The 20,295-nt window shown below is 34.9% G+C and carries 20 protein-coding genes and 2 tRNA genes; 2 read left to right on the forward strand and 20 right to left on the reverse strand.

The features are described 5' to 3' along the window. Nucleotides 1–310: 310 nt before the first annotated feature. From HF964_RS06860 to gatC, 10 genes are all read right to left on the reverse strand, one after another. Nucleotides 311–1,273 carry an ABC transporter ATP-binding protein gene (locus tag HF964_RS06860; protein ID WP_168722310.1) on the reverse strand — a complete coding sequence of 321 codons (963 nt, stop codon included), beginning with the start codon at nt 1,271–1,273 and terminating at the stop codon, nt 311–313. Next, entirely contained in the window at nt 1,270–2,808 is a 1,539-nt protein-coding gene (locus tag HF964_RS06865; RefSeq protein ID WP_168722311.1) for an ABC transporter permease/substrate-binding protein, read from the reverse strand. Before HF964_RS06865 ends, HF964_RS06860 begins: the two co-directional genes overlap by 4 nt. Before the next feature lie 184 nt (nt 2,809–2,992). Further along, a complete protein-coding gene (locus tag HF964_RS06870; protein WP_246220264.1) occupies nt 2,993–3,346 on the reverse strand; it encodes a cupin domain-containing protein in 354 nt (117 codons plus the stop codon). A 74-nt stretch (nt 3,347–3,420) separates the two neighbouring features. Beyond that, nucleotides 3,421–4,872 carry an Asp-tRNA(Asn)/Glu-tRNA(Gln) amidotransferase subunit GatA gene (gene gatA / locus HF964_RS06875; protein WP_168722312.1) on the reverse strand — a complete coding sequence of 484 codons (1,452 nt, stop codon included), beginning with the start codon at nt 4,870–4,872 and terminating at the stop codon, nt 3,421–3,423. Next, the gene (locus tag HF964_RS06880) at nt 4,872–5,126 is read right to left on the reverse strand and encodes a hypothetical protein (RefSeq protein ID WP_168722313.1); all 255 of its coding nucleotides are present in this window, start codon (nt 5,124–5,126) and stop codon (nt 4,872–4,874) included. Before HF964_RS06880 ends, gatA (HF964_RS06875) begins: the two co-directional genes overlap by 1 nt. Nucleotides 5,127–5,523: 397 nt before the next feature. Further along, nucleotides 5,524–6,894, reverse strand: a complete 1,371-nt coding sequence (gene rlmD / locus HF964_RS06885) for a 23S rRNA (uracil(1939)-C(5))-methyltransferase RlmD (RefSeq protein WP_168722314.1) — start codon at nt 6,892–6,894, stop codon at nt 5,524–5,526. 39 nt (nt 6,895–6,933) lie between these two features. Beyond that, nucleotides 6,934–7,926 carry a diacylglycerol kinase gene (locus tag HF964_RS06890; protein WP_168722315.1) on the reverse strand — a complete coding sequence of 331 codons (993 nt, stop codon included), beginning with the start codon at nt 7,924–7,926 and terminating at the stop codon, nt 6,934–6,936. 131 nt (nt 7,927–8,057) lie between these two features. After that, entirely contained in the window at nt 8,058–9,485 is a 1,428-nt protein-coding gene (gene gatB / locus HF964_RS06895; RefSeq protein ID WP_168722316.1) for an Asp-tRNA(Asn)/Glu-tRNA(Gln) amidotransferase subunit GatB, read from the reverse strand. Further along, on the reverse strand, nt 9,485–10,948 hold the full coding sequence (gatA, locus tag HF964_RS06900) for an Asp-tRNA(Asn)/Glu-tRNA(Gln) amidotransferase subunit GatA (protein WP_168722317.1): 1,464 nt from the start codon (nt 10,946–10,948) through the stop codon (nt 9,485–9,487). Before gatA (HF964_RS06900) ends, gatB begins: the two co-directional genes overlap by 1 nt. Next, entirely contained in the window at nt 10,948–11,262 is a 315-nt protein-coding gene (gene gatC / locus HF964_RS06905; protein WP_168722318.1) for an Asp-tRNA(Asn)/Glu-tRNA(Gln) amidotransferase subunit GatC, read from the reverse strand. Before gatC ends, gatA (HF964_RS06900) begins: the two co-directional genes overlap by 1 nt. A 138-nt stretch (nt 11,263–11,400) precedes the next feature. On the opposite strand from gatC, the gene HF964_RS06910 reads away from it, so the two are divergent. After that, nucleotides 11,401–11,763, forward strand: a complete 363-nt coding sequence (locus tag HF964_RS06910; protein ID WP_168722319.1) for a TIGR02328 family protein — start codon at nt 11,401–11,403, stop codon at nt 11,761–11,763. 112 nt (nt 11,764–11,875) lie between these two features. Here the strand turns inward: HF964_RS06910 and HF964_RS06915 are convergent, their stop codons facing one another. The 8 genes from HF964_RS06915 to map form a co-directional block, all read right to left on the reverse strand. Further along, a complete protein-coding gene (locus tag HF964_RS06915; protein ID WP_168722320.1) occupies nt 11,876–12,151 on the reverse strand; it encodes an HU family DNA-binding protein in 276 nt (91 codons plus the stop codon). Nucleotides 12,152–12,353: 202 nt separating this feature from the next. Further along, a complete protein-coding gene (locus tag HF964_RS06920; protein WP_168722321.1) occupies nt 12,354–12,527 on the reverse strand; it encodes a hypothetical protein in 174 nt (57 codons plus the stop codon). 296 nt (nt 12,528–12,823) lie between these two features. Continuing rightward, nucleotides 12,824–12,896: transfer RNA gene (locus HF964_RS06925), tRNA-Gln, on the reverse strand. Nucleotides 12,897–12,957: 61 nt separating this feature from the next. Beyond that, nucleotides 12,958–13,374, reverse strand: a complete 417-nt coding sequence (locus tag HF964_RS06930; protein ID WP_250786654.1) for a GtrA family protein — start codon at nt 13,372–13,374, stop codon at nt 12,958–12,960. 28 nt (nt 13,375–13,402) lie between these two features. Beyond that, nucleotides 13,403–13,475: transfer RNA gene (locus tag HF964_RS06935), tRNA-Arg, on the reverse strand. A gap of 85 nt (nt 13,476–13,560) precedes the next feature. Beyond that, nucleotides 13,561–14,904: a DEAD/DEAH box helicase gene (locus tag HF964_RS06940; protein ID WP_168722322.1), complete on the reverse strand. Its 1,344-nt coding sequence runs from the start codon at nt 14,902–14,904 to the stop codon at nt 13,561–13,563. 27 nt (nt 14,905–14,931) lie between these two features. Then, nucleotides 14,932–15,933 carry a Gfo/Idh/MocA family protein gene (locus HF964_RS06945; protein WP_168722323.1) on the reverse strand — a complete coding sequence of 334 codons (1,002 nt, stop codon included), beginning with the start codon at nt 15,931–15,933 and terminating at the stop codon, nt 14,932–14,934. Nucleotides 15,934–16,058: 125 nt separating this feature from the next. Continuing rightward, nucleotides 16,059–16,844 carry a type I methionyl aminopeptidase gene (gene map, locus HF964_RS06950; protein ID WP_168722324.1) on the reverse strand — a complete coding sequence of 262 codons (786 nt, stop codon included), beginning with the start codon at nt 16,842–16,844 and terminating at the stop codon, nt 16,059–16,061. 222 nt (nt 16,845–17,066) lie between these two features. Between map and HF964_RS06955 the strand changes: the two genes are divergently transcribed. Next, nucleotides 17,067–18,302: an aminopeptidase gene (locus HF964_RS06955; RefSeq protein WP_168722325.1), complete on the forward strand. Its 1,236-nt coding sequence runs from the start codon at nt 17,067–17,069 to the stop codon at nt 18,300–18,302. A 461-nt stretch (nt 18,303–18,763) separates the two neighbouring features. Here HF964_RS06955 and HF964_RS06960 read toward each other — a convergent pair whose 3' ends face one another. Both HF964_RS06960 and HF964_RS06965 read right to left on the reverse strand, forming a co-directional pair. Then, on the reverse strand, nt 18,764–19,702 hold the full coding sequence (locus HF964_RS06960) for a GRP family sugar transporter (RefSeq protein WP_168722326.1): 939 nt from the start codon (nt 19,700–19,702) through the stop codon (nt 18,764–18,766). Between the two features lie 136 nt (nt 19,703–19,838). Beyond that, nucleotides 19,839–20,258, reverse strand: a complete 420-nt coding sequence (locus HF964_RS06965; RefSeq protein ID WP_168722327.1) for a winged helix-turn-helix domain-containing protein — start codon at nt 20,256–20,258, stop codon at nt 19,839–19,841. Between the last annotated feature and the right edge of the window lie 37 nt (nt 20,259–20,295).

The following is a 20,295-nucleotide window of genomic DNA, read 5'->3' on the forward strand; positions in this document are numbered from 1 at the left end:
TTAAAAGTAGTTTATCTAAATAAAAACAAATGAAGGACATCAAAAGTCAAATAACATTTAAAAAGGCACTAAGATACTTCCATGCGTAAAATTTTTTAGTAGTGTGGCTTAAAGATTGGATTTCGATTGAATTTTTAGTCATAAAAATACCCTTAAAGTTAGAAATAACTTTAAGGGTACATCCTACAACAAGACATCTGTCATATTGGAAGTATATCGGGCCTTGAAACACATTTTAGCTGTAATTTGCTACTAAAAAATAATAATTATGTTAGTGCCTCGTTAATTAGTTTATTAGCAATATATTTTATTACATATCTTGGAATTCACTAATAAATTTAAAGAGTTGTGCCTTGCTTAATACTTTTAAACCACTATTCTTAGTTGTTATAGTAATTACATCATGTTGTGCCAGTAATTTAATTGCTTCACCCACAGTAGAATTTGTATCTAAGTCACCCAGTGGTGTTGAAGTATCTTGATCATCTAAATAACCTAATAATTCTAATCGGCTTAAATAAACACCAAAAACATCTTGTGCCATTGAATTAGCAAACATTTCGCTAACAAAAGTATTAGCTGGATTCTTTACAATTTCCTCAGGCGTATCAACTTGCAGTATTTGTCCATGCCGCATAACAGCAATTCGATCACCTAGACGTAACGCTTCATCCATATCGTGGGTTACAAAGATAATTGTTGTTCCAAACTGTTGATGTATTTTTTTAACCAACACTTGTAATTGGGACCGTAAAATTGGATCCAAGGCACTGAATGGTTCATCCATCAAAACAACGTCTTGATTGGCAGCAAAAGCTCGTAAGATACCAATCCGCTGTTGTTCCCCACCAGAAAGTTCATTTGGCATACGATTACGATAATTAACTGGATCTAAATCAACTTCTCGTAACAGATCATCAACCATTTTGTTTATTTCTGCTTTAGATTGCTTCTTCATCTCTGGTATTAAGCTAATATTTTGAGCAACCGTCATATTAGGAAACAAGGCTATTTGTTGTAATACATAACCGATTTGCAAACGTAAATCCCGTAATTTATATTCATTAACATTTTTACCTTTGAATAAAACATTCCCTTCAGTTTGGGTAATTAATTGATTGACCATCTTAAGGGTAGTTGTCTTCCCACTTCCTGATGAACCGACTAAAACTAAAATTTCACCAGCTTGAACATCAAGTGATAGATTAGATACTACAGTCTTATCTTGATATATCTTAGAAATATTATCTAATTTTATTAAAGTTTCTGTCATTTTTCATTAGCTCCTAACAAGTGATGGGTAACTAAGAAGTTACGAGCAACAACAGCTGGTGATTTACCTTTAACGTTAACTTGATAGTTCATTTCACGCATTTCATCATCGGTAATTTTACCAGCTAAAGCATTTAACGTATCAACAATTTCAGGATTTTCCTTAGCAAAGGTTGCTGAGACTAAAGGTGCCCCTTGATAAACTGGGAACAAGTGATGATTATCTTTTAATTCTACAAAATTGTATTGGCGAATTTGTGAATCAGTAGAAAAACCATCAATCACATTCACCTTACCGCTCCGTAAAGCTTCATAACGTAAGGCAGCATCAACTGATTGTGAGGTTACTGATAACCCATATTTTTCTTGTAAGCCTTTATACCCATCTGCTCGATTTAAGAATTCAAGATCAAAACCAGCGTGTAATTGCGATTCGATATTACGTAAATCAGAAATATTTTTCAAGTGGTATTTATCAGCAAAAGCTTTAGTAACGATTATTGAATACGTATTGTTATATTTCATTGGTGGTAAATAATCTAAATCAAATTGGTTTTTCAAATCTTTTTTAGCGTATCCATACAATCGTTCTGGTGAAATGCCAGTATCACGTTGCCCCTTAGGAACTTTAACTAAACTTTCCAATACAGTCCCAGTAAATTCTGGATAAATATCAATTTGTTTGGCTTTCAACGCATTAAATAAGAAACTAGTTTGGCCAAAATTAGGTTTTAAAATAACTTTAGTATTACTATTTTTGGCTTCAATTAATTCTTTATACATATTAATTAAAATATCAGGTTCTGATCCTAATTTACCTGCAATAGTAATCGTTGTTTGTTTAGGTTGGACCGCTTGATAGATACCATTACCAACTGGAATTGCAACAATTAAAAGTAATGCTAGAATTGAATACCTTAATTTTCCTTTTTGAAGTACATAAATTAATGCACTAAAAATAATTGCTAATAATGCAGCTGCAATCGCACCAATTATTGTTAGGGTATTATCATTACGATCAATTCCTAATAATATTAGATTACCTAACCCACCAGCACCTATCAAGGCAGCTAACGTCGCTGTACCAATAATCATGACTAACGCCTGACGAATACCAGCAATAATTGTTGGTAAAGCAATTGGTAATTGAACCTTGGTTAACTTTTCAAACTTTGTCATCCCAAATGCGTTAGCAGCTTCATCAAGTGATGGATCAATTGATGTCAAGCCGATATACGTATTTTGAAAAATGGGTAAAATAGCATATACAACTAATGCAATTACTGCTGGCACTTGACCAATTCCGACAAATGGAATCAATAAACCTAATAGTGCCAAAGAAGGAATTGTTTGTAATACTCCTGCAAATTGAGTAATAACATACGCAATTTTTTTATGATTTAAGACACTAATTGCAATTGGTACAGCAATTATAATTGCAATTACTAAAGCAACCAATGAAATTTCGATATGCTGTAAAATTGCATTGAACAAATTAAAACGCTCTGAAATTAATGTCTGAATAAAATGCGACATTTAATTTTCCCTCCAATTTCTACTCTACTTTCAGAAACGCTTACAAATTAAAAAGTGAATCTTACAGGTATCTATCTTATCAAAAAAAAGCCCGAAAAGGTATTACAAAATTCTTAATAATAAATTCGTTATGCTAATTTGTAGCTGATAAATAATTTTTAACTATCAACTGCTAATTTTAATATTATAAAAAGTCTTGGCGAATTGGATTAAAAGAATCTAGTAAACGACTATCAGCTTCCAAAGGAATACAGCCATGTGGATAATTACTAGGAAAATAAATCGAGTCACCACACCCTACTATATTTCGCTCAATATGATCTGGATATTGAATCATAAATTCAAATCGACCTTGCAACACAAAAGTCGTTTGTGCATGTTCATGTTGGTGGCACACAATGTTTGTTCCAATAGGAATGCCATGTTCAAAAACTACTAGGGTGTTCATTAGCCCATCCCCATAAGCCAATACCTTACGAAAACTATTTTCATCAATACGTTCTAAACTTAACTCGTTATTATAAAAAAACATCTTCATACCCTACTTTCAAATCAATAATCCTTACTATACCACTTTGTATCAAAGTAAAATTATTAACCACACGATTATAATTATAATTTAGGATGCTGACTTAATAAATCACTGGCCTGCTCAAATGCATAGGCTAACTGATACACTCGCTCTTCACCAAAACGGGGACCTATAATTTGTAATCCAACTGGCAGACCTTTTGAAAACCCAGCATTAATTGATAATGCTGGTAAACCAGCAAAATTTGCTGGCGTAACTAAGATATCAAACATATCGGCTTCAGCTTGGGTTGGTTCTTGATAATTATCACCATAAGCCACAATTGGTGTTGTCGGTCCAATAAGTAAATCATATTTTGTAAAAGCTTGTTTAAAATCATCATTGATAAGGGTCCTAATCTGAGCCGCTTTACGATATAAACTATGATAATGTTTAGGTACAAGTGCCAGTGTTCCTAATAATAGACAGCTTTTAACATTTTCACCCAAGCCCTCTGAGCGGATTGTTGTATAGAAATCTTGTAAAATATCAATATTTTCAGTTCGATACTCACTCGTATTTCGATCAAAGTTCGCAAAGTTAAATGCAGCCTCAGCATATGACATCACATACCAGGCACTACGTGCGTATTTAACGTGTGGTAAATGCATCAGCTCAACTTGGGTCCCCAGTCCTTCTAACTGCCTGACAGCAGCTAAAATTTGCGTTTTAACGCCTTCTTCAACTCCAGCACTTAAGAATTCTTCTGGTAACCCGATTTTTATATTCTTGATACTTTGCGTTAAATTCGCCGTAAAATCTGGAAGTACTTTATGAGAACTAGCATCATCTTGTTCATCAAACCCCGCTATAACATTTAAAAGTGCAGCATTATCATACACATTACGTGTCAATGGGCCCACTTGGTCTAGTGATGAAGCAAATGCAATTACGCCCGAGCGCGATACCCGTCCATATGATGGTTTCATCCCAACAATTCCATTGTAACTAGCTGGTTGTCGTACCGAGCCACCAGTGTCTGAACCTAACGCTGCCAAAACTTGGCCACTAGCAACTGTCGTACCTGAGCCACCAGATGATCCGCCGGGTAACTTCGATTGGTTCCAAGCATTTCGTGTTACTTGATAAGCAGATGTTTCACTCGTTGAACCCATGGCTAGTTCATCAAGATTGGTTTTACCAATCATGATTGCACCTGCCTGAGTTAATTTTTTAACAACCGTTGCATCATAACTTGGACGATAGTTTTTTAACATTTGCGAAGCACCAGTTGTAATAATATCTTTTGTTAAAATATTATCTTTTATTGCCACTGGAATACCACTAAATAAACTATTAGAATCAATTCCTTGATTATCAATAGTTGCAGCTTGTTTTAAGGCAAGTTCCTTTGTAACCATGATATATGCTTTTAACTTATCATCAGTTGCTGCAATCCGTGCTAATGTTTGCTTAGTTAGTTCAACTGCACTAATTTTTTTATCAACCAACTGTTGGTGAAGTGTAACTAAATTAGTATCAAAATAGTTCATTAATCTTGCTCCTCCAAATTAAAGTATGCTGTTGGAATCATCGTTAAGCCAGTATCATTTTGCAGACTAGCATTATCTTCAGCAACAACATATGTTGGTTCAACATCTGTACAATCACAATCAGCAAAATTTGTCGTTAAATCAAGTAATTCTTGGACATTTTTTTGATATGTATGCAACTCATTAGCATTAAAGCGTAGTAACATTAGATTACCTAATTCCGTAATATCTTGTGGCGAAAGTTTTATTACCATCAAATTATCCCCTTTGATTATAATATTTATTTAATACTACTAATAAATTTATCAAATAAATATATAAGTTACCAATATTTAGCTTATTAACAAATACGTTTTTAACCCCAAAAATCAATTCTATAATTTTAATAATAATAGCTATTAATCGTCTTTAATGCCTACTATCCCATGAAAAAATGGTTTTAAAATCGTATACAAAAAAGCCCCGGAAAAATAAATTTTCCCTGGGCTTTTTACTTATATTTCTCAATATTATCTACTTTTTTGCATGCTTCCGTTATTGTTGTATTTCAAACACAATCAGGAATTAGACGGCATTTTAGAATAGACTTACTTACTGTACAGTGGGTATGTCATAATCCATTATACAATGGATGACTTGATAATTTATATGCTAGTTTTTTTCTAACACAGCAATACTTTCGACGTGGGTTGTTTGTGGGAATTGATCAACTGGTTGAATTGAACCTTTTACCTCATAACCAAGTTGTTTAAATTCTTCCAAGTCACGAGTTAAAGTAGCTGGGTTACAACTAATGTACACGATTTTCTTAGGTGCCATTTCAACTGCTGCACTGATTAATTCACCAGTCAAACCTTTACGTGGTGGATCAACAAAGATAACATCTGGCTTCAAGTCAGCTTCCGCCCACTTAACCATTTGTTCTTCCGCTTTACCAAGGGTGAACTTCACATTTTTAATGTTATTCATATCGGCATTACGTTTTGCATCATCAATCGCTCCTGGCACAATTTCAACACCATATACTTGCTTAACTTTTGGCGCAATTGTAAGCGAAATCGTTCCAATTCCTGAATAAGCATCAATAACAATTTCATCACCAGTTAATTCAGCTTTTTCAGCAGCTAATGTATACAAGTTTTCAGTTGTTTGTGGGTTAACTTGGTAGAATGAATTTGGTCCAATGGCAAACTTTAAGCCAAGTAAGGTATCGAAAATGACTTTGTTACCCCAAAGGACAACGTTCTTTTCACCTAAAATAACATTTGTTTTGTCTTGGTTAATGTTTTGCATAATTGACTTAACTTCAGGTAAGGCGGCACGAATTTCATCAACAATCACTTCTTGCATTGGTAACTTACGTGACTTAGTAACAATTACAATCATCATTTCATGACTGTAGTAACCACGACGAACCATTACTGTACGAACAACTCCACGGTGGTTGACTTCATCATAGGCTGCCACGTGGTATTTACGTAAAATATCACGTACCGTGTTAACAGCTTTATCAATTTCTGGATCTTGAATAAAGTAATCTTCAATTGGCACTAAATTGTGGGAATTACGACGGTAAAAGCCAGTTTCTAACTGGCCTTTAATTTCACGTACTGGTACTTGTGCTTTATTACGATAGCCAAATGGATTTTCCATCCCAATTGTTTCAGCAACCGGAATGTCCAAGTGCTGTTTCTTTAACAACGCTTCAATTTGTTGTTGCTTAAACTTCAATTGTGCCGGGTATTTTAAATTAGCTAATGGTGCAATCCCAGTTGTAACTAAATCAGCATTAACCTCATTATTACGATTATCTGACTCTACTAAAACCTTAATTACTCGTGCAAAAGCATATGAACTAGCCACTTTAGTGATCCCAATCTTAACTGTTTCACCAGGAACAGCATTAGCAACGAAAATTGGGAAATCCTCAATTTTCGCAACCCCCATACCTAAATATGTAAGGTCGAAGATTTCAACATCAAATTGTTGATTTTTTGAAACAGGTGCGTTTTTCTTACTCATAAAATATCCTTTTTTTCTACATTTAAATTAACAACATTGCTAATTTATGTGTTTTGATTCTTCAATAAATTTTTCTTCATACTCCCGAAGCTTTTTATCTTCGTGTGATTTTAAAGCACTATCTGGCATATCATCAATATTAGCAACAACCTCAATATGTTGTTGTAAATTAATAAAACTCATTGGTGCATCTCCACCGTATTCACCATCTAGATTAATCATTAATCGATCATTAGATAGTGGTTTAGCAAATACTTTACTAGTTTTTTTATAAATCACTCGGGGGTCATCAACATGCTTACCGCCATTAATAATTTCAGCCCCAATCTGGAGTAAATCAGCTATGCCAACCGCTTTAACAATCAGCAATGTAAACTTACCATCATCTAACATCGCATCAGGTACCAATTGTTCAAATCCACCGACTGAATTAGTAAGGGCTAAAAACATCATCGATGCTTCACCCTCATATTTGCCATCATCATATTCAATACTAACATTAACTGGCCGTAATCGTGGCAATAATTCAGCCCCTTTAGCTAAATACGCAAAATAACCATACAATGTTTTAAATTTTGAAGGTACTGAATATGTTAATTCAGTCAACATTCCACCGGCGGCAATATTAGCAAAATAAGTATCACCAGCTTGGCCAACGTCAATTTTAAACGTTTTACCCTTTAAAATCACTTGTGCCGCTTCAAGTGGATCTTCACGTGGAATTCTTAAAGCACGAGCATAGTCATTTGTTGTCCCTGCAGGGATAATTGCTAACTTAGGTCGTTTTTCAAGTGGAGCAATCCCATTAACAACTTCATTAATTGTACCATCACCACCAGCTGCCACAATTAAATCAAAGCCAGCTAGTGAAGCACGTTTAGCTTCATTTTCAGCTGAATTTGGTTCGGGCGTTGTCGCAAACGCACTCGTTTCATAACCGGCTTCTTCGTAAACTTGTAAAATATCGACTAATTGACGCTTGACTAATTCACGTCCAGCAGTCGGATTGTAAATGATTCGAGCACGTTTCATGCACAAACCTCCTTCTAAGAAATTTATTTATGTACAAATCGATGCCCAAATTAATTGGGACATCGATTCAATTTTATTTAACCATGAAAGTTTATTTTACCTTAATTTGGTCAATAAAGATATATCAATGATTAACGAGCATTCAAACTAGCCATTAAAAGTTCATTAACAACGTTTGGATTAGCTTGGCCCTTCGTTTGTTTCATTATTGCTCCAACTAAGAAACCAACCGCACGATCTTTACCATTCTTAAAGTCTTCAATTGATTGTTCATTAGCATCTAAAACACCATCAATAACTGGTTGTAAGATTGACGGGTCTGAAAGTTGTTTCAAACCATTCTTTTCAACATAAGCAACTGGTTCTTCGCCTTCCATGATTGCCTTAAAGACTTTCTTGGCTTGTTTAGTTGAAATTGTACCGTCTTCAATTAAGTTAATCATTCCTGCAAGGTGAGCTGGGGTTAAATCAGTATCTTGTAATTCAACCTTTTTGTCATTCATGTAGGCATTAACGTCACCCATAAGGTAATTAGCAGTTCTTTTAGCATCCGCACCAGCCGCAACTGTTGCATCAAAGAAATCTGACATTTCAAGAGTTTGCGTAATAACTTCAGCATCGTAAGCTTCGATACCAAGTTCATTAACATAGCGTTGACGACGAGCCTTAGCGCCTTCTGGTAATTCAGCTTGCACTTTAGCAATCCATGCATCGTCAATTGTAAGAGGTGCTAAATCTGGTTCTGGGAAGTAGCGATAATCTTCAGCACCTTCTTTAACACGCATCAAAATTGTTGTACCAGTTGCTTCGTCGTAACGACGTGTTTCTTGCTTGATTTCGCCACCACCAAGTAAGACTTGCACTTGACGCTTAGCTTCAAATTCAAGTCCCTTACGAACATAGTTAAATGAGTTCAAGTTCTTCAACTCAGTTTTAACCCCAAATTCTTTTTGGCCGATTGGGCGAACTGACAAGTTAGCATCAACCCGCATTGAACCTTCTTCCATCTTAACATCAGAAATTCCGGTAAATTGGATTGTTTGACGTAAGGCTTCAAGATATGCATAGGCTTCATCAGGACTAGTAATGTCGGCCTCTGAAACAATTTCAATCAATGGTGTTCCTTGACGGTTTAAGTCAACATATGAGTACCCATTTGGATTGTGGGTATTTTTACCTGCATCTTCTTCAACATGCAGTTCACGAATGCCAATGCGTTTAGTTTCACCATTAACTTCAATTTCCAAGTAACCATTGCGACCAATTGGGTTGTCATGTTCCGTAATTTGGTACGCCTTTGGATTATCTGGGTAGAAGTAGTTTTTACGATCCCAGTGGGTTTCAGATGTAATTTCAGCATTTAAAGCTAAGGCTGCACGCATCCCAAATTCAATAGCCCCTTTATTTGCTTGTGGTAAGACCCCCGGGTAGCCCCAATCAATCACATTAGTATTGGCATTCACTTCCGCGCCATAGGCAACTGGTGAAGGAGAAAATGCCTTTGAATTTGTCTTCATTTCGACGTGGACTTCAAGTCCAATTGTTGTTTCAAAATTCATTAGTTTTGTCCTCCCAAATTAGGCACTTGCTTAAATAATTGGGTTGTTTGTTCGAATGCATAAGCTGCACGATAAACAGTATCTTCAGCAAATGCTTTACCGATAATGTGTAACCCGACTGGTAAACCTTCTGAAAAGCCAGCATTAACTGAAATTGCAGGTAAACCAGCTAAATTAGCAGGAATTGTAAGTACATCATACATATATAATTCAGCTGGATCTTCAGGTTTATAATCCATACCAAATGCAACTGATGGTGCACTAGGCCCAATAATTAAATCATAATCATTAAAGACTTTATCAAAATCTTGAATCATCAAAGTTCGAATTTGCGCAGCCTTTTTAAAGAAGGCGTCGTATGAACCGGCTGAAAGTGAAAATGTTCCTAACATAATTCGGCGTTTAACTTCATCTCCAAATCCTTGTGAACGTGTCTTAATATATAAATCATTTAAGTTCTTAACATCTTGAGCCCGGAAACCGTAACGAATTCCATCAAAACGTTGTAAGTTTGATGACGCTTCGGCAGAACCAATGATGTAGTAAGCAGCCACACCGTACTTTGAGTGTGGTAGACTAACTTCTTCAACAGTAGCACCAAGGGCTTCAAATTGTTTTGCTGCTGCTAAAACGGTTTCGCATACCCCAGCAGATACACCTTGCCCAAGGTATTCCTTAGGTAGCGCAATTTTCATCCCTTTAATATCACCATTCAAGTTAGCTGTAAAGTCAGGTACTTCACGTGTTGAAGTAGTTTGGTCGCGATAATCAAAGCCCGCCAAAACATTAAGCATTGCTGCGTTATCACGAACAGTCCGTGTAAGATGTCCAACTTGGTCTAATGAAGACGCAAAAGCAATCACACCCCAACGAGAAACACGTCCATAAGTTGGTTTAAAGCCAACAATCCCATTAAATGCTGCTGGTTGACGAACAGAACCACCAGTATCAGTACCAAGTGAAGCAATTACTTCACCTGCAGCAACAGCTGTCGCTGATCCACCCGAAGAACCACCAGGCACTTTAGTTTGGTCCCAAGCATTTTTTGACATTTTATAATATGAAGTTTTGCTAGTCGATCCCATTGCAAATTCATCCATATTTGCTTTACCAACCATGACGGCTCCGGCATTGTTTAATTTTTCAACCACGGTAGCATCAAAAATTGGCTTAAAATTGTGCAACATTTTTGAACCAGCAGTCGTTAAGATATTTTTTGTTAAAATATTATCCTTAATCGCCACTGGAATTCCACTAAACAAACTGTTTGGGTCAATTCCTTGTTGATCAATTGCTTTTGCTTGTGCCAAGGCTTCTTCTTCGGCAATCGTAATAAATGCATCAACGGCCGGTTCAGTTGCCTTAATGTTAGTAATTGTTTCTTTTGTCAATTCAACTGACGAAATTTCCTTGTTAACTAACTGGTTGTGTAGCTTTGTTAAATCAGTTTCAAAATAATTCATTACTTAGCACCTGCACTTTCATTAATAATTGCTGGAACCTTAATCAAACCATTTTCACTTTCAGGTGCACGTGCCAATAATTCATCTTTTTGTTCTGCATTAATGCCTTCATCTGCTCGAAGAATGTTACGATTTTCAGTAACAGTAAAAGTAGCAGGGACATCTGTTGTGTCAACTTCATTTAAGACATCAATTAAATTCATAATGTCATCAAGTTGTTCTTTAAAGTAATCAAGTTCTTGATCACTAAATTCAAGCATTGCTAAGCCCGCCACGTGACGGACTTCTTCACGTGTCAATTCTGTTTCTGCCATTATCTTCACCTATCCTAATTATTTTACATTGGTTAATTTTATCATAGTTTAACAGCCTTAATCACAAAATTATTAAACGAATTATGTTTTGATATATAATTAAATAAAATGATTTAATTATATACAGGAGGTTCATTTATGCGTTTATGGCATGAAGATTTAATCACAACACTCCCGCGTCAACAACTATTAGGCCAACATCGAGAATGTTGTGCTTTGCGTGGCCGTGGCTGGGGCCGTCCACACCAAACTGTTAACTATGTTTTTGAATACTCACCCTATAAGTTATTTCAATATCATCAGTTGGTGATGCAAGAAATGCACCGCCGTGGGTATAAGCCTGATGGCCGTTGGGAGGTAGCAAAATATCGTGGGCAAACCGCACAAGCTTACAGCGAGTTGTCAACTTGTCCATTAACAACTCCCATTTATCCAGAACATGATGCGGCTTATCTTGCTGAGTGTCTAGCTAATTTAGCACAAAAAGATATCTTTTTATAATTTTAAACAATAAAAAAACGAGAGAAAAGATGTTTTTCTCTCGTTTTTTTATTAGTACACATTGCAAATCAATGGCGTACCTTATATTGCTTTATTAAATGTGTCGTTAAGCTTACTTAACAGCATCCTTCAAGGCTTTACCAGGCTTGAATGCTGGTACTACAGAAGCAGCAATTTCAATTTCTGCTCCAGTTTGTGGGTTGCGACCTTTACGGGCAGCACGTTCGCGAACTTCGAAGTTACCAAAGCCAATCAATTGAACTTTTTCACCCTTTGCCAATAAATCTTGAATTGAGCTAAATACAGCTTCTACTGCAGCAGCAGAATCTTTCTTAGTCAAACCAGTTGTAGATGCGACTTGGTCAATTAAATCTTGTTTGTTAGCCATGTGGAGACTCCTCATTTATATAAAATTTTGTACTGAACCTTCAGCACATAAAATGTTAGCACAAACGTTGTTATAATGCTACTTTTACCACAAAAGAATTGTGTTTACGTATCATATAAACAATCGCTAATCAAAAGAATAGACGAAACAATGTCGATAGTCAAATAAATTTGATAATAATTTAACTCTAGATTCATTAATTTTAATTATTAAGGACATATTTCAGTGTTATTTCATAAGTTTCATCAGCTAAACGCCGTTGCTTAATTGCACCTTGACCAAATAATGATGCATTGTTTTGTTCAAGCCATCGATCTAATTCAGCAACCAATTCTTCTAGATATTTACCACTAAAAACTTTAATTCCTGATTTCACGGTTAATTCCCCCTTCAAAAATCTATTAACGTAATGTAAATTTCCCAAAACTTTACGTCACCATTATTTAATAGTATTAACCCAGCAATTTGACTATTATTTCTGTAATTCAAAACAGATAGTTATTTTCTAATTCACAATACTTCATAATCCTATAATTATTATACAACAATTATATTTCTATACAAAATAAAGTGATTACAAGTTATCTTACTAAACAAATTGGTTAAAAATTAATAAAAAAGCGAAAGGAATTTCCATTCACCTTCGCTTTTTTATTAATAGCATACTCTATATTGCGCATACTGGATTCGAACCAGTGCATTATGGATTCAGAGTCCACTGCCTTACCACCTTGGCGAATGCGCAATAAATAACACCATTCATTTTATTACTATTTTACTTATTAATCAATAAGTAAAATTATTTTTTACATTTTATTATTTTTAAAAATAAAAACTTTACTCAAAACGTAGTTTAGAATGATTACAATAACATTATCAATAATCTTCCAAATAAGTGGTTGTCCGTGCAATAAATTAACCCCTACGTAAATAATTGCTAAATCTAAAAGTAAGGTGACACCACGATAGTAAAAAAAAGTTATAATTTCACGTATTTTTTCACCAAAAGAGACGGCTTTTGAACCAAATACCCAGACTCGATTAGTTAGATAAGCTACTAGCACTGATAATAGCCATGCTAATATGTTACTAAATGTCGTATTCAGACCAAATTTTATACCCACACCAAAAACTACAATATTGACAATCGTGGTTAAAACCCCAAAAACTAAGTATAATAGTTGTGATGAATACTTATTAATAATTAATTTGATTGATTGCACCTTAAGACCACCTTTTAGTTACAAATTATGACCCCACCCAGACTCGAACTGGGAGCAACCGCTTAGGAGGCAGTCGTTTTATCCAGTTAAACTATAGGGTCAAATAGACCAACTGAGATATTATATCACAATTATGTCTATTTTAATTTTAAAAATTCTTACTTTAGTAAGAATTTTATAATTAATCTAATCCTTTTTTCGACGCATCCCTTTGTTCTTTTGTGAACCTTTACGTGAACGTGCCTTTTTTTTAGCAGCAATTTGCTCTTTTTTAGATAATATCCTAGGTTGTTGAACAATTACTTTATCTTTTGAAATATTTTTTGAATTACTACCAGTCAAATTAGCATCTTTAGTACTAGTTGGTTTATTCTCAACTGTGATACGTGTACTCGTTTGTGCCCCTGATTGTTGACTTCCTGTCATAATTGGCCTTTGATCAACTAATTTATTATTGGCAAAATACATTGCTTTTAAATCAAAATCCTTACCAACTAATTGCTTCAATTTTCGTAAATCATGATCATTACCAAAGTTAACCACTATTCCTTCATTACCCATACGACCTGTCCGGCCAACACGGTGAGTATAAGTTAGTGCACTATTAGGTAGATCATAGTTTATTACTGCTGGTAAATCGGCAATATCTAATCCACGTGCCATAACATCAGTTGTAAGAAGGTATTGTACCTTCCCTTGTCTGAATAAACGTAAAGCATCCGCTCGATCTGTACCGCGTTGCGTGCCACCAAGTACTGCAATATTTACATGTTCATGTTTTAAATTACTAGCAGCGTACTTCAGATTCGGTAATTGATTGAAAAAAATCAAAGCTTTAAAGCCTTTAATATGGCTAAAACGTTTTAACATTGCTACCTTTTGCGAATTATTTACCATCATCAAGCCATGTCGCACGACTCCTTGAGTATTATCAACCGCACGAACATCTATAACATTAACTTCAATACCAAAAAGTTCCTCAAGCTTATCAAAAACTGGTTTATCAGTTGCTGAAAAGAAGCCAAATTGAACATCAGAACTTGTATACCGTTCAATGTCTTGAATATCACGTAATGTTTCATCAGTTAATAATTCATCTGCTTCATCAATAATCATTGTTTGCAAATTATGTAATTTTAACTTGCGATCTGCTAATAAGTTTAACACGCGTCCGGGTGTACCAACCACAATTTCAGGATTGGATTTCAATTTTTCCATTTGGCGTTTTACATTAGCACCACCTGTAATTGAGGCTACTGTTAAGTTAAGCAATGCTGCCCATTCCCGAACAACCTGAGTTGTCTGCATTGCTAATTCTTGTGATGGTGCCAAAATTAAAAGCTGAGTACCATCTTTTGAAATAATATTAGCTAACAACGGAAGGGTAAATGCGATTGTTTTACCTGAGCCAGTCGGTGATAGTCCAATAATTGACTCACCATTAACTAGGGGCCCCCAGACTGCTTTTTGAATTGGCGTTTGTTCAGTGAAACCCTTAGCTTTAAAGTGATCTTCTAAAATTTGTAACATATTTTATCTCATTTCTAATTTAAAACTTTATTTTTCCTGATCTGCGGGGAAAGATAAAGCAGCAGTTTGACGTAATTGGTAAATAACATTATTGACCCGTTGGCTAAGCATTAATAAATCACGATATTCTTGATTATGTAGATCAAAATTATTAATAATTTCTGCAAAGACCGTTACCTCAGCCAACATTGGATTCTCATGTGGTAAATCAGCAATTTGTTCAGCTTCAGTTGGGTTATGGTGATAAAGAATACTTGTTAATTCAGCAATACTATCAATCACAATCGAATCTTCTAAACCATAGATTTCAGATGCTAAATATGAATTGGAATTTTTTCCAAAAATCAATGTAACATCAAACTCTGGATAACGTAGAATAGCAGTCCCACGACCATCCGCACCATTTGATAATTTAGTAGCAAAGTACTGTGCATCTTTTGGTAAACCAAATAATGCTACAGCTGCATAAATTGGATACACTCCTAAATCTTCAATAGCCCCTCCAGCAAAATCCGGATTAAATACATTTGGATTTTTACCTGCAAGGAAATCATCAAAACGAGATGAGTACTTATTGTAGACAAAGGTTGCCCCTTGAATTTGCTCCATTTTTTCAATTTGGGCTGCAATTTTTTTGAAATTTGGTTGATGAATGTGACGAGCAGCTTCAAAAAAGCGAACATTGGGATGCTCCCGCAATTTTGAATATACCATTTCAAATTGCATTGGTGTAATCACGGCTGGCTTTTCAACAATCACATGTTTATCATTTTCAATAGCTTGTAAAATTTGTCGATAATGCAAAGCATTTGGTGAGGCAATGTATACAACATCAATATCACTCGCAAAAAATGCTGTCAAATCTGTAAAAGCCGTAGCATTTGTTGCAAACTTTTCATTGATTACCTTTGCTTTACTTGCATCACGCGAATAAATTGCGCCTAAATCATATTCTCTACTTGCCAGGATTGCTTCAATAAATTGTTCAGTAATCCAGCTTGTTCCAATTGTTCCAACTTTTAAAACCATTTTGTCACCTCTTCAATAATAAATTTTACTAATTATATTGTAGCAAATTTGAGTTACCTAAACACTCAAATCTACCTAATTAAAACAGAGTCGGCTTATTTTAAAAGTCGGCTCTGTTTTAATTATTATAAGTATTTAGCATCTTCTTTTGGATCTTGAGAAGTTAAAATTTTAGGTCCGTTCTTTGTGATTGCTAACGTATGTTCATATTGAGCACACCATGAACCATCAGCAGTTTTTGCTGCATCCCAATCTGATTCTTCAGCAACAATTCGCGTTTGCCAACCACCAAGTGTTACCATTGGTTCAATGGTGATTGTCATTCCTTCTTTCAAGCGTAACCCACGTCCAGCAGTTCCAAAATGAGGTACTGATGGTTCTTCATGCATAGTTGGTCCAATACCATGTCCGATATATTCACGAACATTTCCATAACCGTTTTCAGTTAAATAACCATCAATTACTGCACCAATATCACCAATTCGATTACCAACTACAGCTTGATCAATTCCAAGGTATAATGCATGCTTAGTCGCCTCCATTAAAGCAGCGACCTCAGGGCTAACTTTACCAACTGCAAAAGTCCAACATGAATCTGAAAATGCTCCATCAAGCTCGACAACAGTATCAACTTTAACAATATCACCTTCTTTTAGGAAAACACCTTTACGAGGAATTGCATGACAAACATAATCATTTATTGAAACACAAGTTGCATATTTATATGTTTCAAAACCAATTTGGGCTGCAACCCCACCATGTTCTTCAATATATTTGTGACAAAATTCCTCAATTGCCCAACTTTCCATACCTGGTTTAATAATTTGAGCTAATTCTTTATGCATGCCTGCAATAATAGCACCTGAAGCTTTCATTGCCTCGATTTCACGTGCTGATTTTAAACTAATCATAGTTCTCCCTTTCTAAATCTTCTTTAGTTTCTAACCTACTAATCTTTATTATTATAGCATTGCTAATAGGCTTTGTCTTATTCGTTTGTATTGTTTGTATTAATAATCACCTATCGCTTAATCCTAATTAACAACGTAAAAATTAAATAAATTTAATTATTTACTCATGTAATTAACATGTTATAATTAAGATAATTTAATTTTTATTGGAGGCGCTTTTCTATGAGCTCAAATTTCGAACTAAAACTTGATAAATATGCAGATTTAATCGTTAAAACTGGAGTAAATGTGCAAAAAGGTCAAACAATTATCCTTTATGCCGATGTTGAGAATGCCGTTTTAGCTCGTAAGATTACAGATGCTGCTTATGCTGCTGGTGCAAATGAAGTAATTGTCAAATGGAACGACAGTCATATTAGTCATGCTTTCCTTGAACATACCTCTGCTGAAAGATTAGTAAATATTCCCAATTACTTATCAGTCGAAGCCGAAGAATTAATGGCTAAAAATGCATCTCGTATTTCACTTATCTCAAGTGATCCTGATGCATATGGTGATTTAGATCAAGAAAGAGTTGCCAAATTTACCGCAGCAACTGGTAAAGCACTTCGCGTGATTCGTCAAGCAACTATGAATAATGATATTTCATGGCTTGTAGTCGCCGCATCTGGTCAAAAATGGGCCGAAAAAGTTTTCCCTAAATTACACGGTCAAGCAGCAGTTGATCGCTTATGGGATGAAATTTTCAAGGTTGTCCGTATTGATGATACTAATGATGCTATTGCAGTATGGGATGAACATATTCAAACCCTTAAAAGTAAGGCTACTTGGCTTAATGAATTAAACTTCAAAGAACTTCATTATACTAGTGAATTAACTAATTTCACGATTGGTTTAGCCAAAAATCATGTTTGGGAAGCTGCAGATTCAATTGATCGCCAAGGCAACCTATTCGTTGCTAATATGCCAACTGAGGAAGTATTTACATCACCTGATTTTAAAAACATTCATGGAAAAGTCGTTTCAACTAAGCCACTTTCATATGCTGGTGTCTTGATTGAGGATATTGAATTAACTTTTGAAAATGGTCAAGTAATCGAAGCACATGCCTCTAAGGGTGAAGATGCTTTACTTAAGTTATTAGATACTGATGCAGGTTCACGTTCTCTAGGAGAAGTTTCATTAGTTCCATTCCACTCACCAATTTCAGAATCAGGCATTGTTTTCTTTAATACGCTAATTGATGAAAATGCATCTGATCATTTAGCACTCGGTGCTGCCTATCCATTTAATGTTAAAAATGGAACCATATTAGATGAAGAAGCACGTAAAGAACTTGGCCAAAATCAATCACAAACCCATGTTGATTTCATGATTGGCTCTGCTGACATGAACATTGACGGTATTACTTACGACGGTGAAACTATCCCTGTCTTCCGTAATGGCGATTGGGCATAATACCTTACTTAATAATAGCGACTAAAAATGGTTATGTAATTAACCGTTTTAAAATGGCCTTACACCGAAATTATTCGGTGTAAGGCCATTTATTTTTTAAACGATGAATAAGGCCTTTTTTAAACAATCCAGTTGTATTTTTTGATATTCCCTAGCCATTTTACCCAGCTAAAGTTTTCGCTTCAGGGCGAGTAATTTTTTGCAAATTAAATAACTACACTCTTATTGGCACTTTCTATTATGCATGATTCAAAGTATGTCAAAATGATTATGTGCAGTTTTTTATAAAAAAATCCGAGGTAACAAATGAAATAATCAATTTCATTTGTTACCTCGGAGGCTACCCTAATAGAAAAATATTTCTTCAATACGTTTTCTATCGTATTTTAAATATATGAAAATTATGAACCAACGTATCGTAGTATACTCCTATAATATTGGAGTTATATCAGAACTCTTTTTTACTTAGGTAAATTACTAATCAAGATACCACCAATCACAATCAAAATTGAACCAGCGATAATAAAGCCCATTTGCTTAGTAGTTTTACGTTCCTTCAAAATAAAAATACCACCAAACGTACCAACAATAATACCCATTTGGGCAATTGTTACGGCAACTGCTTGCCCAATTGTTGCTGTTGAGATGAACATTGCTAAATTACCAATCCCCCAAACACCACCTGTTAAGATATTACGCCATGTTGGTGTTTGGAACATAATCTTACTTTCACGCATAAAGAATAAAACGATAATGAAAGCTCCAATAACCATTCCGATTGATTGTGGAAAAATTGTTGCAGTCAAGTAATCAACACCATGATTCCGATTAGCAACTGTACTTGAAATGTATCCAAACTTACGCATCAAATTAGGCACAATAAAGTAACCGGCATAACCAATCGTTGAAATTATTAAAGCAATAATTCCACGTGTTGTTTCTTTAGACTTAGCTGTATCACCATTTGAAATAGCAGCATCACGTTTTGCAGTAAGAATTGCGCCAATCACAACAAGTAAAACTGCTAATGAACCAAATAACCATGTCTTACCTGATTGCCACTCAGCAAGTATTGTCGCTGCCAAAGCAGCATTACTTACTATTTGACCAGCATTTGACCAAGGAATCGCATTTGAGACACCCATGGCCTTAATTGCAGTAAATTGACCTGCCTGTCCAACTGCCCAAAGTAAACCTGATAGTAAACCTACAACCCAGATATTTGATGCCATGTTAATATGGTTTGGTAATACAAAGCAAAGGTATGTAAGCAATCCAAATACCATGGCTCCAAAAGTCATTCCTAGTGTTTGTTGTCCCGCTGACCCACCTAACTTGGTAGAAAATAGACCAGTTGAACCCCATGCCAACGCAGGAATCAACGCAATAAGTATAAACATAATTCTTCTCTCTTCTCTCTAAAAGTCAATGAATAATATCAACTATGATATTCTATCTTATTGTAAACGTTTACACAAGAGGTTAAGTAAAATAATTTTACAATTTATTCAAATTAATAATTTCATTAAGTAACTTTTATTTATGGTTATCGTCAAATTTATATCCAACACCCCAAACTGTTTTAATAACTTGCGCACCATATTTTGGAATTTTTTTCCGTAAATTTTTAATATGTACATCAATCGTTCGTTCATTACCAGCAAAATCCAAGTTCCAAATCAAGCTAAGTAAATGCTCACGGCTAAAGACTTGCTTGGGTTTTTGTATTAGAGTTATTAACAGTTCATATTCTTTAGGCGTCAAATGATCTAGAATTTGATTATCAACCATTACCTCACGAGTTGCAAAATTTATTTTAAAATGATCCGTCTCAATATCAAATATACTTAATTTTGATTGACTAGCACTTAATCTTGATAATTTTTGTTGGCTATGTTTAATGTCTGATACTAAATCATTCCTAATTATCTGTTTAATTTTTCCAATTAATGTCATTATATTAAACGGTTTGGTGATAATATGCACATTCTCT

The sequence above is a fragment of the Periweissella fabalis genome (assembly GCF_012396505.1).
In the GTDB taxonomy this organism is placed as follows: domain Bacteria; phylum Bacillota; class Bacilli; order Lactobacillales; family Lactobacillaceae; genus Periweissella; species Periweissella fabalis.

Coding starts and splice junctions, on each gene's coding strand:
- HF964_RS06860 (WP_168722310.1), bottom strand. CDS start 1,273: ATGACAGAAACTTTAATAAAATTAGATAATATTTCTAAGATATATCAA.
- HF964_RS06865 (WP_168722311.1), bottom strand. CDS start 2,808: ATGTCGCATTTTATTCAGACATTAATTTCAGAGCGTTTTAATTTGTTC.
- HF964_RS06870 (WP_246220264.1), bottom strand. CDS start 3,346: ATGAAGATGTTTTTTTATAATAACGAGTTAAGTTTAGAACGTATTGAT.
- gatA (WP_168722312.1), bottom strand. CDS start 4,872: ATGAACTATTTTGATACTAATTTAGTTACACTTCACCAACAGTTGGTT.
- HF964_RS06880 (WP_168722313.1), bottom strand. CDS start 5,126: ATGGTAATAAAACTTTCGCCACAAGATATTACGGAATTAGGTAATCTA.
- rlmD (WP_168722314.1), bottom strand. CDS start 6,894: ATGAGTAAGAAAAACGCACCTGTTTCAAAAAATCAACAATTTGATGTT.
- HF964_RS06890 (WP_168722315.1), bottom strand. CDS start 7,926: ATGAAACGTGCTCGAATCATTTACAATCCGACTGCTGGACGTGAATTA.
- gatB (WP_168722316.1), bottom strand. CDS start 9,485: ATGAATTTTGAAACAACAATTGGACTTGAAGTCCACGTCGAAATGAAG.
- gatA (WP_168722317.1), bottom strand. CDS start 10,948: ATGAATTATTTTGAAACTGATTTAACAAAGCTACACAACCAGTTAGTT.
- gatC (WP_168722318.1), bottom strand. CDS start 11,262: ATGGCAGAAACAGAATTGACACGTGAAGAAGTCCGTCACGTGGCGGGC.
- HF964_RS06910 (WP_168722319.1), top strand. CDS start 11,401: ATGCGTTTATGGCATGAAGATTTAATCACAACACTCCCGCGTCAACAA.
- HF964_RS06915 (WP_168722320.1), bottom strand. CDS start 12,151: ATGGCTAACAAACAAGATTTAATTGACCAAGTCGCATCTACAACTGGT.
- HF964_RS06940 (WP_168722322.1), bottom strand. CDS start 14,904: ATGTTACAAATTTTAGAAGATCACTTTAAAGCTAAGGGTTTCACTGAA.
- HF964_RS06945 (WP_168722323.1), bottom strand. CDS start 15,933: ATGGTTTTAAAAGTTGGAACAATTGGAACAAGCTGGATTACTGAACAA.
- map (WP_168722324.1), bottom strand. CDS start 16,844: ATGATTAGTTTAAAATCAGCACGTGAAATCGAGGCAATGAAAGCTTCA.
- HF964_RS06955 (WP_168722325.1), top strand. CDS start 17,067: ATGAGCTCAAATTTCGAACTAAAACTTGATAAATATGCAGATTTAATC.
- HF964_RS06960 (WP_168722326.1), bottom strand. CDS start 19,702: ATGTTTATACTTATTGCGTTGATTCCTGCGTTGGCATGGGGTTCAACT.
- HF964_RS06965 (WP_168722327.1), bottom strand. CDS start 20,258: ATGACATTAATTGGAAAAATTAAACAGATAATTAGGAATGATTTAGTA.